The organism is Gordonia sp. NB41Y (assembly GCF_030718915.1).
Taxonomy (GTDB): Bacteria; Actinomycetota; Actinomycetes; order Mycobacteriales; family Mycobacteriaceae; genus Gordonia; species Gordonia desulfuricans.
The window spans coordinates 2,672,214-2,690,489 of the sequence record NZ_CP132196.1 but is presented as its reverse complement, the minus strand read 5'-3'; the positions used below and the strand labels follow the sequence as shown (position 1 = coordinate 2,690,489).

Annotated in this window: 12 protein-coding genes; 8 read left to right on the top strand and 4 right to left on the bottom strand. The window is 66.8% G+C overall.

What is annotated here, in order from left to right; all coding sequences use genetic code 11:
• Window positions 1–42: 42 nt before the first annotated feature.
• The 3 genes from Q9K23_RS11590 (at window position 43) to Q9K23_RS11580 (ending at window position 3,045) form a co-directional block, all read left to right on the top strand.
• Window positions 43–900, top strand: a complete 858-nt coding sequence (locus Q9K23_RS11590) for a hypothetical protein (protein ID WP_053776970.1) — start codon at window positions 43–45, stop codon at window positions 898–900.
• 146 nt (window positions 901–1,046) lie between these two features.
• Entirely contained in the window at window positions 1,047–2,570 is a 1,524-nt protein-coding gene (gene adh, locus Q9K23_RS11585; RefSeq protein ID WP_053776971.1) for an aldehyde dehydrogenase, read from the top strand.
• Between the two features lie 52 nt (window positions 2,571–2,622).
• The gene (locus Q9K23_RS11580) at window positions 2,623–3,045 is read left to right on the top strand and encodes a DUF779 domain-containing protein (protein ID WP_020792178.1); all 423 of its coding nucleotides are present in this window, start codon (window positions 2,623–2,625) and stop codon (window positions 3,043–3,045) included.
• Between the two features lie 113 nt (window positions 3,046–3,158).
• Here the strand turns inward: Q9K23_RS11580 and Q9K23_RS11575 are convergent, their stop codons facing one another.
• Complete coding sequence (locus Q9K23_RS11575; RefSeq protein ID WP_305950511.1) at window positions 3,159–4,898, bottom strand: HNH endonuclease signature motif containing protein; 1,740 nt, start codon at window positions 4,896–4,898, stop codon at window positions 3,159–3,161.
• Window positions 4,899–5,718: 820 nt separating this feature from the next.
• On the opposite strand from Q9K23_RS11575, the gene Q9K23_RS11570 reads away from it, so the two are divergent.
• Window positions 5,719–7,878 carry a DUF2254 domain-containing protein gene (locus Q9K23_RS11570; RefSeq protein ID WP_020790060.1) on the top strand — a complete coding sequence of 720 codons (2,160 nt, stop codon included), beginning with the start codon at window positions 5,719–5,721 and terminating at the stop codon, window positions 7,876–7,878.
• 448 nt (window positions 7,879–8,326) lie between these two features.
• Here Q9K23_RS11570 and Q9K23_RS11565 read toward each other — a convergent pair whose 3' ends face one another.
• Together Q9K23_RS11565 and Q9K23_RS11560 are read right to left on the bottom strand one after the other, a co-directional pair.
• The gene (locus Q9K23_RS11565) at window positions 8,327–8,911 is read right to left on the bottom strand and encodes a DUF937 domain-containing protein (protein WP_020790057.1); all 585 of its coding nucleotides are present in this window, start codon (window positions 8,909–8,911) and stop codon (window positions 8,327–8,329) included.
• A gap of 20 nt (window positions 8,912–8,931) precedes the next feature.
• A complete protein-coding gene (locus tag Q9K23_RS11560) occupies window positions 8,932–10,008 on the bottom strand; it encodes an alpha/beta hydrolase (protein ID WP_053778895.1) in 1,077 nt (358 codons plus the stop codon).
• A 415-nt stretch (window positions 10,009–10,423) separates the two neighbouring features.
• Between Q9K23_RS11560 and gltB the strand changes: the two genes are divergently transcribed.
• The 4 genes from gltB (at window position 10,424) to Q9K23_RS11540 (ending at window position 17,921) form a co-directional block, all read left to right on the top strand.
• Window positions 10,424–15,025 carry a glutamate synthase large subunit gene (gene gltB, locus Q9K23_RS11555; RefSeq protein ID WP_053778894.1) on the top strand — a complete coding sequence of 1,534 codons (4,602 nt, stop codon included), beginning with the start codon at window positions 10,424–10,426 and terminating at the stop codon, window positions 15,023–15,025.
• Entirely contained in the window at window positions 15,018–16,469 is a 1,452-nt protein-coding gene (locus Q9K23_RS11550; protein ID WP_053778893.1) for a glutamate synthase subunit beta, read from the top strand. The genes gltB and Q9K23_RS11550 overlap by 8 nt, the downstream gene beginning before the upstream one ends.
• A gap of 239 nt (window positions 16,470–16,708) precedes the next feature.
• Window positions 16,709–17,560 carry a cutinase family protein gene (locus tag Q9K23_RS11545; protein ID WP_305950544.1) on the top strand — a complete coding sequence of 284 codons (852 nt, stop codon included), beginning with the start codon at window positions 16,709–16,711 and terminating at the stop codon, window positions 17,558–17,560.
• A gap of 196 nt (window positions 17,561–17,756) precedes the next feature.
• A complete protein-coding gene (locus tag Q9K23_RS11540; protein WP_020791945.1) occupies window positions 17,757–17,921 on the top strand; it encodes a hypothetical protein in 165 nt (54 codons plus the stop codon).
• 115 nt (window positions 17,922–18,036) lie between these two features.
• On the opposite strand, the gene Q9K23_RS11535 is transcribed toward Q9K23_RS11540, so the two are convergent.
• The gene (locus Q9K23_RS11535) at window positions 18,037–18,258 is read right to left on the bottom strand and encodes an RNA-binding S4 domain-containing protein (protein WP_053778892.1); all 222 of its coding nucleotides are present in this window, start codon (window positions 18,256–18,258) and stop codon (window positions 18,037–18,039) included.
• Between the last annotated feature and the right edge of the window lie 18 nt (window positions 18,259–18,276).

Sequence of the window (18,276 nt, the reverse complement as noted above, 5' to 3'; positions counted from 1 at the left end):
CCCGGGCCTCAGCGCCGGTCGGTCCCGATCCGCAAGGTCGCGATGGGCGTCGTCGTGGCGGGGCTGGTGCTGGTGGCCCTCGGGATCGTGACGACCGGAGTCGGTGTGGTCATCACCGGAATGGTCATCGCAGTCATCGGCATCCTCGTCCTCGCGGGGCGTACCCCGGGCAGCCTGGCTGTCGTGCTCGGCCTGACCGCATTCGCGACCGGCATGTCGTATGCGTTCGCGGTGGAAAACACCTACGAGTACGAATTCGGCACCGGACGTAGCTCGAGCTCGTCGGACTTCCAGGTGAACGGCGGCGCGATCGCCATCGCCGTCATCGGGGTGATCCTGGTGATCGTCGGATCGGTCCTGAACAAACGGCGTGTGCGGTGGCCGAGTGACCTCGGACCCGCTCTGGCGGGGGTGGGGAGCGCGGCGCGGCAGGCCGGTGCGGGTCTGGCGCGCTCCACCGAGTCGGCGATCACCGCTGCGCAGCGGGGTATGCAGGGATCGCGCCCGGATCAGACCGTCACCGCTCCGGTTCCGCCGAGTGCACTGCATGATGCGCTGCTGGCGATCCTCGCGCCGTCGGCGCCCGGGCCGCGCCCGGCGGGATACCTGTTGGAGAACCGGCCGGGGCTGATCCGACTAGCATTCGGTGCCGCCGACCGGCCGCCGCTGTTCGTCCTCGAGTTCCGGATCGCGGCCGCGGCGACGCCACCACCGCCGGGGCCGCCCGGCTCGATCCAGCCGCCCTCGTCGTCGGCGCAGGTCTTCACCGTGTGCAGTACGCCGGCGGCGCCGCCGGCCACCGGGATCGTCGCCGGTGAGGTACGCGCCGAGATCCTCGGTCTCATCGATCGGCAACTTCGGCTCCAGCTTCCCGGAGCTCAGGTTCAGGCGGGGGGCTGACCTGCGGTTTTGAGGGCAACCAACGTTGCAAACGTATCTGCAACGTGGCTGCAACCACACCACTCCTACGCTGTGCAACAGATCACATTGGCGGCCACCAACCGCCGGTGACACCCAGATGAATGCACTGAGGAGCTGGAGAAGAGATGACTGTCTACGCAAAGCCGGGCACTGCGGGCTCGGTGATGAGCTTCGAGTCGCGTTACGACAACTGGATCGGCGGCCAGTGGACCCCTCCGGTGAAGGGCCAGTACTTCGAGAACCCGTCCCCGGTGGACGGCAAGACCTTCTGTGAGGTCGCCCGCTCGACCGCCGAGGACATCGACCTCGCGCTCGACGCCGCCCACAAGGCTGCCCCGGTGTGGGGCAAGACCTCGGTCGCCGAGCGTTCGCTGGTGCTGCTGCGCATCGCCGACCGCCTCGAGGAGAACCTCGAGAAGATCGCCGTCGCCGAGACCTGGGACAACGGTAAGGCCGTCCGCGAGACCCTGGCCGCCGACATCCCGCTCGCGATCGATCACTTCCGTTACTTCGCCGGTGCCCTGCGCGCCCAGGAAGGGTCGATCTCCGAGATCGACGAGGACACCGTCGCCTACCACTTCCATGAGCCGCTGGGCGTCGTCGGCCAGATCATCCCGTGGAACTTCCCGATCCTGATGGCCGTGTGGAAGCTCGCCCCCGCGCTCGCCGCAGGCAACGCAGTGGTCCTCAAGCCGGCCGAGCAGACCCCGGCGTCGATCCTCTACGTCATGAGCCTGATCGCCGACCTGCTCCCGGCCGGTGTGATCAACGTGGTCAACGGCTTCGGCGTCGAGGCCGGCAAGCCGCTCGCCTCGAGCAACCGCATCCGCAAGATCGCGTTCACCGGTGAGACCACCACCGGCCGCCTGATCATGCAGTACGCCTCGGAGAACCTGATCCCGGTCACCCTCGAGCTGGGCGGCAAGAGCCCCAACATCTTCTTCTCCGACGTCATGTCGGCCGACGACGGATTCCTCGACCGTGCACTGGAGGGCTTCAGCATGTTCGCCCTCAACCAGGGTGAGGTCTGCACGTGCCCGAGCCGCGCTCTGGTCCAGGAGAGCATCTACGACAGCTTCCTCGAGAAGGCCGTCGACCGTGTCTCGAAGATCAAGCAGGGCAACCCGCTCGACACCGACACCATGATGGGTGCCCAGGCGTCCAACGACCAGTACGAGAAGATCCAGTCGTACCTGGCGATCGGTAAGGAAGAGGGCGCCAAGGTCCTCATCGGTGGCGAGGCCGCCGACCTCGGAGGCGACCTGTCCGACGGCTACTACATCAAGCCGACCGTCTTCGACGGCCACAACAAGATGCGCATCTTCCAGGAGGAGATCTTCGGCCCGGTGCTGGCCGTGACCACCTTCAAGGACTACGCGGACGCCATTCACATCGCCAACGACACCCTCTACGGTCTCGGTGCCGGCGTCTGGAGCCGCGACGGTGCCACCGCCTACCGCGCCGGCCGCGAGATCCAGGCCGGTCGTGTGTGGACCAACACGTACCACGACTACCCGGCCCACGCCGCCTTCGGTGGTTACAAGCAGTCGGGCATCGGTCGCGAGACCCACCTGATGATGCTCGAGCACTACCAGCAGACCAAGAACCTGCTGGTCGGTTACGCTCAGAACGCGAAGGGCTTCTTCTGATCGGGAGATCCCGCCGCTTCTGAGCCAGCTCGACCGAAAGCAGGTGAACCCCGTGTCAGAACAGAACGTTCCTGATCGGGTGGTCGCCACAGACACCGCCGTGCAGCTCCTGACCAAGTTGTCGGAGCTGCACGGCGGCCTCATGATCCACCAGAGCGGTGGATGCTGTGACGGTTCCGCCCCGATGTGTTATCCCGTCGGCGAGTACCGGGTGGGCCAGCGCGATGTGCTGGTGGGCGAGATCGTCCTCCCGGAACCGCTTCCCGCCGTGCGGGTCTGGATCAACGGCGACCAGTTCGAACTGTGGAAACACACCCAGCTGGTCCTCGACGTCGTCAAGGGCCGGGGCGCCGGATTCAGCCTCGAGGCACCAGAGGGAGTGCGGTTCCTCTCTCGCTCACGGGCTTTCAGTGACGACGAGAACGCAGTACTCGCCGCTCACCCGCCCTTGACCGGGGCGACCGCCGGCGTCTGAGGGACCGATAGACCGACAACTGAAGACGAGAACAGCGAGACCACCTGCATGCAGGTGGTCTCGCTGCTTTCGAGCGCGGTCGGGTGTGGCGCACGAAGGTGTGCGTTCCCATGTCAGAGTCCGAGGCCTTCCAGGATCTCGACCAGTCGGGTCTCGATCGGCCCGACGGGGGTGATGACTTCCCGGATCGGGAGTCTCAACCCAGTGTCTGTCGGGTCGGGGTTCGGGGTGATGTCGATGGGCGGTTCGATGTGGATGGGTGGGTCGAACACCTTGATCACCAGGGCATCGTCGTCGATCATGACGAACCCGTCGTCGGTGGTGCTGTCGAGAGTCACCGTGGCGGGCTGACCGGCCTCGGTACTGCTGCTGGTGTTGGTTTCGGTGCCGTGGATTTCGGCACGTACTTGTGCCAGGTGTGCCACATACTGTTGTCCGACATCCGGTAACCGGTTCACCTGTTTCTCGTTCTGGGGTTGGCCGGGTTTCGCATTGCGTTGCCACCAGGTGCGGCCCTCATCCGGGCCCGACCTGATTTTCCCGGTGGTGTACTGGCCGGGTTGGTCACCGACCATCCGGTGATGGGTGGGACACGCCGGTGCCAACTCGATGATGTCGGTGCGGCCGCCGTCGGCGAAGTCGTTGACCGCGTGATGGATTTCGACGTGTGCCGCGGCCCGGTCACATCCGGGTGCCGAGCAGTGATGCCCGTCTGGGGCGGAAAACAACATCAACCGTTGATGTTTCGTAGCTACCCGTTTCGCTTGCCCGAAATAGAGGGGGATCGCGGTGTGGCTTTTGAACACCGACAAATACATTTGGGCGTCGGCGGCGAGGTCGATCAGGTCTGGCATGGGGATGAGGGTTCCGGTCGCGGTGATGGCGTAGCCGGCTTCGCGGATCAGGTCGTTGACATCGGTTTTGACGATCAGTTGGATCGGGACACCCATGTTGGTTGTGCCGAGCATCCCGTCGGCGAGCACGGCGGTCAGCAGGGCGTTGACCGCATCATGGTTGCGTTGGGGTTGGGTACGCATGTCTTTGACCGAGGCCGCGTCCAGACTGTCGGGGTCGACGATCTCGGCGGTGCGACTGTCCCCGTTCAGGCCGTGTGGTGTGTCGGGGTTGTTGACGCCATGTTTGCCCCAGGCGGCGAAGAGTGTTTCGAGGCGGGCGCGCAGGATGGGGTCGACGTAGCCGGTCAGTTTGGACATGCCGTCGGCGCCTTGTTTGCCGAGGGTGATTCCGCGTCGACGGTCGCGGTCTTTCTTCTCGATGAGTTCGCCGTCGGGGTCGATGTGGGCGATGATGCGGGAGCCGCAGGTGCCGAGTGCGGATGCCCCGAATTCGGTGGCGTGTCCGGCGAGGGTGCGTTCGGCGGCGATCTTTTCGTCGTAGGCGGCGGCGAGGGGGATTTTTTTGAGCCAGGACAGGGCGATGTCGATGTGGGTGGTGCCGGCGTCGCCGGAGGCGAACACTTTCGCGAGTTCGGGGTATTCGGCCTGGGTGGGTTCGCCGGTCAGGGAGCGTTCGGGTTGGACGCGGTCCATCCGTTCGAGTCGGGCTTTGCAGTTGGAGGCGTGGAGTTCGGTGTCCATGAATGCGAAGATGGTGCGGTAGCCGCGGTCGCGGTGGATGTCTCGGTGGTTGATTTCGGTGATCACTCGGTCGCTTTGGAAGGTCAACCGGTTCAACGATTTTTCGGTGGTTTTCGCGATGGTGATCAGGGTGTCGGCATCACTGGTGGTGAGGTCGGCGGTAGCGAGTAGGTCCAACCCTTGTGTGATCAGGGCGACTGCTTGTGACACACGGGATTGGGGATCGGCTGTACCGGTGTCGGTGTTGTTGGTCATCGACGCTCACCCCCTGTCGCGTGAAGATCCTTTTATGATACAGGTGTTCGATGGTGTGTGCAATGGGTTTGGGGTGGTGGGTTTTCGGAGTTTGTTGCGGGAGTCTTGCGGGTTGGGTTCTGCTCGATCGGTTACGCCCAGTGGGTGGTTGTGTTGTTGGATGTGGTCGCCACTCGAGGCGGCCGGCGGAGATTTCGACACGAGTCCTCGCTGCGCTCGGTCCCGGCTCAATCAGCAATGCCCAGTGGGTGGTTGAGCCGATGAGGAGCGTAGCGACGAGGCGTGTCGAAACCTCAGACGGCCGGGTTCGTCGACGCGACCACCTCGGCAGTGCTCACCTCCCAGCGTGCGCTGCGGAGATTTCGACTCGGGTCCTCGCTACGCTCGGTCCCGGCTCAATCAGCAAAAGAGCCCGGCTCAATCAGCAATGCCCAGTGGGTGGTTGAGCCGATGAGGAGCGTAGCGACGAGGCGTGTCGAAACCTCAGACGGCCGAACTCAGGAGCGTCACCACCTCAGAAGTGGTCGCCTCCCAGCGTGCGCTGCGGAGATTTCGACACGGGTCCTCGCTGCGCTCGGTCCCGGCTCAATCATCAATGTGCGTCCCGGTTCGATCATCAATCGGTGTCCCGGCTCGATCATCGATGGCGTGCGTGGCACGCGTCGAACTCGGGGATCGATGTCGAAGCGGTGGATGGCATGGTGCGGCATCGGGTAAACCATGCAGCGGCTCCACATCACTCGTAGACGGGCCGCTGATCCCCTAGGCTCATCGGCAGTGCAATACGGACCGGATCGTGTAGGGATCGAGGACTTCAGAGATGACCGATTGGTTCCACCGCACCGTCATCGACCCCGGACGACTGCCGTTGTTCCTCTTTCTGGTCGCGTTCATCCTGACCTTCTTGTTCATCCGGTTCAGCGTGCGGATGATCCGGGCGGAGGTCAGCTGGTGGCCGGGCAACGTCACCCCCGGCGGGCTGCACCTGCACCACGAGTTCTTCGGCGTGATCATGATGGCGTTGTCGGGGTTCGGGCTGATCGCCGTCGCCCGCTACGACGCCCCGATCGCCGATGCGGTCCTCGCGTCGATCTTCGGGATCGGCTGCGCCCTGGTACTCGACGAGTTCGCCCTCATCCTGCATCTGCGCGACGTGTACTGGGAGGAGGAGGGGCGCTCGTCGGTGGACGCGGTGTTCGTGGCGATCGCGATCGGTGGCCTGTTCCTGGTGGGGCTGCGGCCGCTGGACATCTCGGCTGCGGTGGGGGACTGGCAACACACTGCGGATCCGTCCGAGCGAATCGGCGTGGTGATCGGGGTGGCGGTCAACGTGCTGCTCGCGGTGATCACCCTCGCGAAGGGCAAGCTCTGGACCGGGCTGGTCGGGATGTTCCTACCGTTCCTGCTGCTGTTCGGCGCGATTCGGGTGGCCCGTCCGGCATCACCATGGTCGCGGTGGTTCTACGGATCGCGAGAGGCCAAGTACGAGAAGGCCGTCGCCCGTGAGGTCCGGTACCGCGAACCGCTGATCCGCTGGAAGATCGTCGTGCAGGAGGCTCTTGCCGGACGGTTCGGTGTCCCCGACAAGCCGCCCGCCCTCCCCCCACAGTTGCCGGCCTCCGATACGACGGCACCGAAGGCCGTGGCACCCAATGCGATCGCCACCGCGATCCGGTGGCGGCGTACCCGGCGGGCATTGCATGTGGCGCCCACCTGGCGACTGCCCGCCGTCCTGATCGTCCTCGCGATCATCACCGCGATCCTGTGCATCACCCTCGACGAATCCGTCGGTCTGGATGTCGATTCCGGCACCCTCGCCGCGGTTCTGGGTGTGATCGCCGGCGCGATGGCCACCCTCACCGGCCTGGTGTTCACCGCCGTCACCCTCGCCATGCAGTTCGGCGCATCGCAGATCTCGGTACGCGTGATCCCCCGGCTGCAACGGGAACCCACGATGCGATGGTCGATCGGATTCTTCCTCGCCACCTTCGTGTTCAGCGTCATGGTGGCGATGGATCTCGCGTTGTCGGAACCGGAGGACGCCACGCCGGGTATCTCGACGGCGATCGCCGCCGTCCTCACCGTCGTCTCGGCCTTCCTGTTCGTCGCACTTGTCGCCAAGGTGGGGACGGTGCTCAACTCGGCACAGCTTCTGCGGTGGATCGCCGCCGACGGCCGGGGAGCGATACGCCGCGAGTACCCGGATGTGCACGACGTCCCGACCGCATCGCCGCTCGAGGAGTCGGCCGAGTCACCCGACGAGCACGACGAGTCCGACGAGCAGCCGCGCACCGTGATCCCGCTGCGGGAGACGGCGAGTCGCGGCCGTGTGTTGCTGGCGGTGAACATCCCCCGACTCCAGGCGCTCGCCGTCCGCTGGGACGTGCGTTTCGAGCTGCTGGTCGCCGTCGGCGACTACGTCCCGCACCACGTGGGGGTGATCGCGGTGACCGGGCCCGGACAGGATCGCGTGGCCATCCCCAAGGTGTTGCGCTGCTTGTTCTTCGGGGACACCCATCAGCCGTCGGTGAGCCCGTCGGCGGCCTTGCAGTCGATCTCCGACATCGCGCTCAAGGCGATCTCGAGTGCGGGCAACGACCCGAGCAGTGTGGTGCTGGCACTCGACCACACCGAGGACCTGTTGCTGATGCTCGCCCCGCGGGTACGCGCAGATGTGGTGGGCAGGCAGGCCACACTGGTCGACGGATATCGGCGCACCTGGGGTGACTACGTGGCGATCGGCACCGACGAGATACGGCGCCACAGCCGGAACCAGGCGCAGGTGCAACGACGCCTGCGTGCCCTCTACGGCACCCTGCTCGAACAGTGCTCGTACGACCAGCAACCGCCGATCGTCGAACGCATCCAGGCCCTCGACGAGCAGATCGAGACGGAATGGACGGTGCCACTGGACCGCCGGCTCGCGTCGGCCCCCGACCGCCAAGGATCTGGATCGGAGCGGGGCTCGACGCTCGCCTGACGACACCGTCGACCTCGACCGGCACCGCCGTGTTCTCCCAACGCATGCCACCGGTAGGGGTCGCGTATCGACGTGTGCTGCGGAGGTTTCGACGGCCGGTCGGCCTCGCTGCGCGAGGACGTCCTGCTCAACCATCCGGTGGTGGTGGGTGGTCGAGTTGAGTCGACGAGGAGTTCGGCAGTGCGTGGTCGCCGACATCGTCGGGTCACCAGGTTTCGACACGGGTCCTCGCCCAGGGGCTCGGTCCCGGCTCAACCACCAAGCGGGCCAATGTATTTGGTTGTGAATTGATCGGTTCTGACTCGGCCACCAAGTAGCACGACTTCTTGGGGTTGTGAATTTATCGGTTCGGGTTCGACCGCCAAGTAGGACGACCTCTTGGGGTTGTGAAACATATGGTCGTGGCTCGACCATCGAGCCGCGCATCATGTTCGGTCAGGGCGGGAGGCTATTTCTTCCCGCCCAGGATGCCGCCGAGCAGATCGCCGAGGCCTCCGCCGCTCTTCCCTCCGCCGGAGCCGCCGAGGACGTTGCCGAGGATCGAACCGAGCCCGCCGCCGCCGGCGCCACCCAGGACATTGCCCAGGATGGAACCGAGATCTCCGGTGCCGCCGCCGGTTCCGGAGCCCTTCATGACCTTGCCCGCCAGGTAGCTCATCACGATCGGTGCGAGTATCGGCAACAGCTTCTGGATCAGGCCCGAGTCGACCGCCGCCGCCGGGACCTGTCCGCTCAGTGCCGTCGCGACGTTCTCGGTCTCGCCGCCGAAGACGTGCGAGACGATCTTCTGGCCGTCGCCGGTGTCGACCGCACCGAGATCGATCTGGCCCTGTGCCAGATCGTTCTGATGTCCGGCCAGCGCGTTCGCCAGACCCTCCGCACCACCGGCCTGGTCGGCCTGATGTGCCATCCCGCCGAGCAGCGCGGGAAGTGTCTGTGCCACAGCGGACTGTGCCGTGGCCTCGTCGACGCCGAGCCGGCCGGCGATGTCACCGATCGGTAGGCGTGACATGAGGTCGTCGAGATCGGACATGGAAGGCCTCTTTCTTGTTGTCAGGACTGCTGGGGCAGGGTGGCGGGGGAACCCACCGTATCGATGAAATGTGCGGCGGCGGTGACGGCGTGGCCCGATTCGGGGGTGAGCCGCGGGAACATCTGGAAGACGTGGCCCTGGTCTGGCCAGCGCTGCAGGGTGGCGTCGGCGCCGGCGGCCAGCAGTGCGCGGTGGTAGGTGATCGCGTCCAGGCCCATCACCTCGAGGCCGCCGTACTGGATCAGGGTGCGGGGCAGGTCGTCTGCCGCCTCGAGTGCGATCCGCATCCGCGGCTCGTCCGGATCGGCGTTGCCGGTGTAGAACTTCAGGATTCGTTGCGCGGCAACGGCATCGATCAGGGGATCGCGAATGCCTGCCCGCTGGTGCGCCACTGCGAGATCGAAGGACGGGTCGTAGAGCGGGGAGAACAACACCATCCCGCCGGGTTGTGGGGTGCCGGTCTGCTGGTTGTCGGCGAGCAGGTCGAGCGCGAGGTGGCCGCCCGCCGAATCCCCGGCGACCACGATCCGGTCGGCATCGATGCCCTGCGCCAGCAGCCAGTGATAACCGCGGATGGCGTCGTCGCCGGCGGCCGGCCATCGGTACTGCGGGCCGAGCCGGTAGTCGAGGCTGAACGCGAGCGCGCCGGACCGGTGCGCGAGCCGCGCGACCAGCCCGCGATGGGTGCGGGGTGAGCAGACCACATAGCCGCTGCCGTGCAGGTAGTAGAGGACGGTCCCGGCGTCCCGCAGGGTCAGATGGTGGCCGTGGTGACCGGTGGCACCGACCCACTCGCCGCGGACCAGACCGCGCCGGTGGCGGGCCACCACGGGACGGACGGTGGTCCCGGCCGGCACCGGACTCAGCGCCACCAGCGTGCGGTTGACGCCGGGACGGGTGGCCCGCAGCATGCGTTCGGCGACCGGCGGGGGATTGAACCGGGTCGCCGCCATCATCGGGCGGCTGACCCGACCGAGGTATCCGTTGAGGGCACGGGCCCGGCGTGAACCACGGGTCCCGGCGGGGTGCGGCCCCCAGGTCGGGGCCTCGCCGGCCCTGTCCGGAAGCTCGGATATGTCCCATGCCGGCGTGCTCACAACCCGACCCTAGGACCTGGGCGGACGCGCCGGAGGGCAATTGGGTGACGGACAGGTACCGGTTGTGATGCGGTGCATGCGCTCTGGCGGTCCGAACAGGGGTTCCGGCATGCCCCCGGGCAGGTGTTGAGCTGCGGAATTCATATCGATGTGGTAGCCGGATTTCGATAGTGGGTACCCGCCGTGAGAAAATGGACGACAATGCTTAGCAAGCAGGGTGGTGTCATGTCCGGCCGATGATGTCCGGCCCACCAGTCAGCAACGGCGCTGACCATCCGGACGCCACCGTGTGACCGTCGGAGTGCCTGTTCAGCCCATATCGGGCGCTCCGAACTGCCGGTCGCCGGTGACGCGTACCGCGAAGACGCATATCGGGTGAATCTGTGCGCAGTGTCGCGCACGAAGTGAGGCGAACATGAAGTATGCCCCCGGGCCAGTGGGTCTCTACGACCCCATCAACGAGCACGACTCGTGTGGTGTGGCATTCGTCGTCGACATGCATGGTCGACGCAGCCGCGACATCGTCGACAAGGCCATCACCGCACTGGTGAACCTGGAACACCGTGGTGCCGCCGGTGCCGAGCCGAACACCGGCGACGGTGCAGGCATCATGATCCAGGTCCCGGACCGGTTCCTGCGTGAGGTCGTCGACTTCGAGCTGCCCGCCGAGGGTCGCTACGCCACCGGTATCGCATTCCTGCCGCAGGGCTCCAAGGACGCCGCCGACGCGGCTGCCGGGGTCGAGAAGATCGTCGACTCCGAGGGGCTGACGATGCTGGGCTGGCGCGAGGTGCCGGTCAACGAGAACGGACTCGGTGCGCTCGCCCGCGATGCCATGCCGACCTTCCGTCAGCTGTTCCTGGCGCTGGGCGACGACGTCGTCGACCCCGACGGCATGGAACTCGAGCGCAAGGCGTTCGTCGTGCGCAAGCGCGTCCAGCACGAGCTCGGCCTCAAGGGTGCCGGTGCCGACGGCCCGGGCCGCGAGACCGTGTACTTCCCCAGCCTGTCCGGCAAGACCTTCGTCTACAAGGGCATGCTGACCACCCCGCAGCTGCGCGAGTTCTACCTCGACCTGCAGGATGCGCGGGTCGAGAGTTCGCTGGGCCTGGTGCACTCGCGCTTCTCCACCAACACCTTCCCGTCGTGGCCGCTGGCGCACCCGTTCCGCCGGGTCGCCCACAACGGTGAGATCAACACCGTCACCGGCAACGAGAACTGGATGCGGGCCCGCGAGTCGCTGATCGACACCTCGGTGTTCGGCGCCGACGCCGCGGAGAAGATCTTCCCGACCTGCACCCCGGGTGCCTCCGACACCGCTCGTTTCGACGAGGTGCTCGAGATGCTGCACCTCGGCGGCCGCAGCCTGCCGCACGCCGTGCTGATGATGATCCCGGAGGCCTGGGAGCGGCACGAGTCGATGAAGCCGTCGCACAAGGCGTTCTACGAGTACCACTCGACGCTGATGGAGCCGTGGGACGGCCCGGCGTCGGTGTGCTTCACCGACGGCACCGTCGTCGGCGCCGTGCTCGACCGCAACGGCCTGCGCCCCAGCCGCGTCTGGGTCACCAAGGACGGACTGGTCGTGATGGCCTCGGAGGTCGGTGTCCTCGACATCGACCACGCCGACGTGGTGCAGAAGATGCGCCTGCAGCCGGGCCGCATGTTCCTGGTCGACACCGCCGCCGGTCGCATCGTCGACGACGAGGAGATCAAGGACGAGCTGGCCGCCGAGCATCCCTACGAGGAGTGGCTCGAGGCCGGGCTGGTGCACATCGACAAGGTCAAGGCGCTGCCCCACACGCATATGCCCCATGATCGGGTCACGTTGCGGCAGTTGGTGTTCGGTTACACCAACGAGGAGCTGAACCTGCTGGTCGCGCCGATGGCGAAGACCGGTGCCGAGGCCATCGGCTCGATGGGCACCGACACCCCGATCGCCGTGCTGTCGGCGCGTCCGCGGATGCTGTTCGACTACTTCCAGCAGTTGTTCGCCCAGGTCACCAACCCGCCGCTGGATGCCATCCGTGAAGAGGTGGTCACCAGCATCGGCGGCACCATCGGTGCCGAGGCCGACCTGCTGAACCCCACTGCCGGCTCCTGCCGCCAGATCGCGCTGCCCTCACCGGTTCTCGACAACGACATGCTCGCCAAGCTGGTGCGCATCGACGAGGACGAGAACCTGCCGGACTTCCGCAGTACCCACATCCACGGTCTCTACCCGGTGGCCGAGGGTGGCGCGGGCCTGCGTGCGGCGCTGGATGCGGTGCGCGCCAAGGTGTCTGCCGCGATCGCCGACGGTGTGAACCTGATCGTGCTCAGCGACCGCGAGTCCGACGAGACCCTCGCGCCGATCCCGTCGCTGCTGCTGACCGCCGCCGTGCACCACCACCTGGTGCGCGAGCGTCAGCGCACCCGCGTCGGCCTGATCGTCGAGTCCGGTGACTGCCGCGAGGTGCACCACGTCGCCACGCTCGTCGGTTTCGGTGCGGCAGCGGTCAACCCGTACATGGCCTTCGAGTCCATCGAGGACATGGTGGAGCGCGGGGTGCTCGGGGACATCGACTTCGAGACCGCCCGCAAGAACTACATCAAGGCCGCCGGCAAGGGTGTGCTCAAGGTGATGAGCAAGATGGGTATCTCCACCCTCGCCTCCTACACCGGTGCGCAGCTGTTCCAGGTGATCGGCATCGGCCAGGACACCGTCGACGAGTTCTTCACCGGTCTGCGCAGCCAGCTCGGCGGTATCGGTCTCGACGAGATCGCCACCGACGTCGCCGCCCGCCACTCGCTGGCGTTCACCGACCGGCCCAGCGAGCGGGCCTACCGCGAACTGCCGGTCGGCGGCGAATACCAGTGGCGCCGTGAGGGTGAGTACCACCTGTTCAACCCGGACACGGTGTTCAAGCTGCAGCACTCCACCCGCACCGGCCAGTACAAGGTGTTCAAGGAATACACCAAGATGGTCGACGACCAGTCGCGCACGCTCGCGACGCTGCGCGGTCTGTTCGACTTCAACTTCGGTGACCGCGACCCGATCCCGATCGACAAGGTCGAGTCGGCGCGCGACATCGTCAAGCGCTTCTCCACCGGCGCGATGAGCTACGGCTCGATCTCGGCCGAGGCCCACGAGACCCTGGCGATCGCCATGAACCGTCTCGGCGGCCGGTCGAACTCCGGTGAGGGCGGCGAGGATCCGCGTCGTTTCCATCACGACGAGAACGGCGACTGGCGCCGCAGCGCGATCAAGCAGGTCGCCTCCGGCCGCTTCGGTGTGACCTCGCACTACCTGACCAACTGCACCGACATCCAGATCAAGATGGCGCAGGGTGCCAAGCCGGGTGAGGGTGGCCAGCTGCCGCCGCACAAGGTGTACCCGTGGGTCGCCGAGGTCCGTGGTTCGACGCCGGGCGTCGGCCTGATCTCGCCGCCGCCGCACCACGACATCTACTCGATCGAGGATCTCGCACAGCTGATCCACGACCTGAAGAACGCGAATCCGCAGGCGCGGGTGCACGTGAAGCTGGTCAGCGAGGTCGGTGTCGGCACCGTCGCCGCGGGTGTCTCCAAGGCGCACGCCGACGTGGTGCTGATCTCCGGGCACGACGGCGGCACCGGTGCCTCCCCGCTCACCTCGCTCAAGCATGCGGGTGCGCCGTGGGAGATCGGTCTGGCCGAGACCCAGCAGACGCTGCTGCTCAACGGTCTTCGTGACCGGATCTCGGTGCAGGTCGACGGTCAGCTCAAGACCGGCCGCGACGTCGTCGTCGCGGCACTGCTCGGCGCCGAGGAGTTCGGTTTCGCCACCGCGCCGCTGGTGGTGTCGGGCTGCATCATGATGCGTGTCTGCCACCTCGACACCTGCCCGGTGGGTGTGGCCACCCAGAACCCGCTGCTGCGTGAGCGGTTCACCGGCAAGCCGGAATTCGTCGAGAACTTCTTCCTGTTCATCGCCGAAGAGGTCCGGGAACTGCTGGCCCGCCTCGGGTTCCGCACCCTGCAGGAGGCCGTCGGCCACGTCGAGGCACTCGACACCGGCAAGGCGCTCGCACACTGGGGTTCGGCCAAGGCCGGCAAGCTCGACCTGTCGTCGGTGCTCGCCGTCGCCGAGTCGCCGTTCATGAACCAGGACCTGTACTGCTCCGGCTCCCAGGACCACGCCCTGGACAAGGCACTCGACCAGCAGCTCATCGCGCAGAGCCGTGAGGCGATCGACCACGGCACCGCGGTGTCGTTCACGTCGACGATCACCAACGTCAACCGCACGGTGGGCACCATGCTCGGCCATGAGGTGACCAAGGCCTATGGCGCACACGGGCTTCCCGCGGGCACGATCAACATCGACTTCACCGGCTCGGCCGGCAACAGCTTCGGTGCGTTTGTCCCCAAGGGCATCACCCTGCGTCTGGCCGGTGACGCCAACGACTTCGTCGGCAAGGGTCTGTCGGGTGGCCGGATCGTGGTCCGCCCCGCCGACAACGCGCCGGAGGGCTTCGTGGCCGAGGACAACATCATCGCGGGCAACGTGATCGGGTTCGGCGCCACCGCCGGCGAGATCTACCTGCGCGGTGTGGTCGGCGAGCGTTTCTGCGTGCGCAACTCGGGTGCCACCGCCGTCGTCGAGGGCGTCGGCGACCATGCGTGCGAGTACATGACCGGAGGTCGCGTGGTGGTGCTCGGTGCCACCGGACGCAACTTCGCGGCCGGGATGTCGGGCGGTATCGCCTTCATCCACGACCCGGCACAGAACTTCGCCGACAACCTGAACACCGAACTCGTCGACCTCGAAGAACTCGACGCCGACGACATCGAGTTCCTGCACAGTGCCATCAGCACGCACCACGCGGAGACCAAGTCACCGGTCGCCGTCGGGCTGCTCGCCGATTGGGCCACTGCGCAGAAGCAGTTCGCCAAGGTGATGCCCCGCGACTACAAGCGGGTTCTCGCGGCGGCCGCAGCGGCCGAGCGTGAGGGACGAGACGTGAACGAAGCGATCATGGAGGCCGCACGTGGCTGACCCCAGAGGATTCCTGAAGCACCCCGAGCGGGAGCTGCCCGACCGCCGTCCGGTGGACCTGCGTCTGCTCGACTGGAAAGAGGTCTACACCGACTTCGACAAGGGCGAGTTGGCAACCCAGGCCAGCCGTTGCATGGACTGCGGTATCCCGTTCTGCCACAACGGATGCCCGCTGGGCAACCTGATCCCCGAGTGGAACGACCTGGTGTACAAGGGGCGGTGGGAGGACGGTATCGAGCGTCTGCACGCCACCAACAACTTCCCCGAGTTCACCGGCCGGCTGTGCCCGGCCCCGTGTGAGGCGTCGTGCGTGCTGGGCATCAACCAGCCCGCGGTGACCATCAAGCAGGTCGAGGTGGAGCTCATCGACAACGCCTGGGACGAGGGTCTGGTCCAGCCCGTGCCGGCGAGCCAGAGCACCGGCAAGACCGTCGCCGTGGTCGGTTCCGGCCCGGCCGGTCTGGCCGCCGCCCAGCAGCTCACCCGCGCCGGACATGCGGTGACCGTCTTCGAGCGGGCCGACCGCATCGGTGGACTGCTCCGCTACGGCATCCCCGAGTTCAAGATGGAGAAGCGCCACATCGACCGCCGTCTGGAGCAGATGGAGGCCGAGGGCACCGTCTTCCGTGCCGGGGTCAACGTGGGTGTCGACGTCACCGTCGAGCAGCTGCGCGGCGACTTCGACGCCGTGATCCTGGCGGTCGGGTCGACCATCGGCCGTGACCTGCCGATCCCGGGCCGCGAGCTCGACGGCATCCACCAGGCCATGGAGTTCCTCCCGCAGGCCAACAAGGTGCAGCTCGGCGACACCGTCGAGGGACAGATCACCGCCACCGGCAAGAAGGTCGTGATCATCGGTGGCGGCGACACCGGCGCCGACTGCCTGGGTACCTCGCTGCGTCAGGGCGCCGAGATCGTCCACCAGTTCGAGATCATGCCGAAGCCGCCGAACCACCGCGCGGACTCCACCCCGTGGCCGACCTACCCGCTGATGTACCGGGTGTCCTCGGCTCACGAGGAGGGCGGCCACCGCGTCTTCTCGGTCAACACCGAGGAGTTCGTCGGTACAGACGGCAAGGTCACCGCACTCAAGGCCTACGAGGTGGTCATGCGTGACGGTCGCTTCGAGAAGGTGGAGGGCAGCGACTTCGAGCTCGAGGCCGATCTGGTGCTGCTCGCGATGGGCTTCGTCGGCCCGGAGCGCGGCGACCTACTCGACAAGCTGGGCGTGGAGTACGACGCCCGCGGCAACATCAAGCGCAACGACGACTTCGCGTCGTCGGTGCCGGGTGTGTTCGTCGCCGGTGACGCCGGCCGCGGACAGTCGCTGATCGTGTGGGCGATCGCCGAGGGCCGTTCGGCCGCCGCGGCCGCCGATGCGTTCCTGGCCGGCTCGACAGATCTGCCGTCCCCGATCGTGCCGACGCAGGTCGCCCAGCGCTGATCTCACGGACAACTCCGACAGGGAGCCACCCACCCGTTCGCGGGCGGGTGGCTCCCTGCTCTCGTCGGCCGGCCGGTCCCGATCTGCCTTCGCACAGCGCCGATTCCGGCGATCCGGGCGTGCGCCGAATGTTCATCCGTCGGATCGGTTGCGAACGGCCCGGGCGGTCCTAGACTCTGCTGGGTACCACGTCGGGGATTGTGCTGGAGGATGCTGTGCGCAGGTTGTTCGTGGCGGCGATGGCCGTCATCATCGGGATCGTCGGCGCGGTGCTCTCCGCAGGTCATGCCGCAGCGGCGGACTGTCCGAAGCTGTATGTGCTGGCCGTGCCCGGCACCTGGTCGAACGACGGCCCCGGATTGCTCGGTCCGGTCACCTCCGGCCTGGGTCCGGAGACCAAGGTCACCTACGTCGGCTACGACGCCACCGCCTTCCCCTGGGAGTCGGCGATCTACGGCAAGTCCAAGGCGCAGGCCGTCGACAACGTCAAGGGACTGGCCACCACCATGCTCCGACGATGCCCGGGCACCAAGATCGCGCTGACCGGGTACAGCCAGGGCGCCGACGCCGCCGGTGACGTGGCCAGTGAGATCGGCACCGGCCGGGAACGGATCAGGCCGGGACAGGTCGCCGGTGTGGTGCTGCTCGCCGATCCGCGCCGGTCGTCGAAGGACCCGCTGGTCGGTCCGCCGCTGACCGGGCAGGGCAGCGGTGGTCCCCGGGTGAACGGTATGGGCTGGCTGACCGCCAGGACCCGCACGATCTGCATCCCGACCGATCTGTACTGCAACACCCCGCGCGACTACTACCTGACGCGCATCGTCGGCTATCTCGCCGAGACGAGCGATCCGACGCCGAGCCAGATGGCCCAGTATCAGGCCGAGGCCGGTGCGATCGTGGCGGAGATGCTCACCGGTGGCGGACCGGGACGGATCGTCGAGGAGCTGTCGAATGCGCGCGCACGGCAGCAGATCATCGCCTTCAACCGGTTCATCCAGTCCGGCTCGCACGGTGACTACACCCGGTTCGAGGTGAAGCCGGGGGTGACCGCGGTGCAGTGGGCGCACGACTACCTGGCCGATCTGGCCTGACGGCAGGGGTCCCGGACGCTGCGGATTCGGCGCCGGAACGTCCTCTGAGGGGATGAAGTGTGACGCGCGTCGCTCCCGGAAGGGTAACGAACGTGGTGCGATGATCGATGGTACGGGTAAGTCGGCGGCGCCGAGAAGGTCCGCTACAGTAATTGAAACGATAGATCCGCTATCTCGAATTCAGGGATGTTCCGTCATGAAGTTGACCACGACTTTCCCCCATCCGAAGACCGCCAACGGCCTGCGGCGGCCGTCCATGTTGGGCTCGATCATCGGCCGGCGCCGCACCCGGTCGCAGATGTTCCCGGCCGAGGCCGAACGACTGGTGACCGCCGCCGAGCTCGAACGCCTCCCGCGCTGACCCTCCTGCGCTGACCCGCCCGCGCTGAACCGCCCGCACTGAACCTCTTGCGCCGGCCGTCGGCGATCCCCGGCCGGAGGGATCTCCGGCCGAAGTCATCGAAGGCCGTCGGGGGTCAGCCGCGGGTGACCCGGGCGGACTGGCCGGCGAACTCCACCACATCACCGACCTCGAGTTGCCGCCCCCGGCGGGTCTCCACCTCGCCGTTCACCGACACCAGACCGTCGGCGATCACCTCCTTGGCCTCCGCACCGGATTCGATGAGGCTGGACAGCTTCAAGAACTGGCCCAGCCGGATGCCCTGATCTCTGATCTCCACGTCGAACACGAATGCCATCCTGCCGAACACAGATGG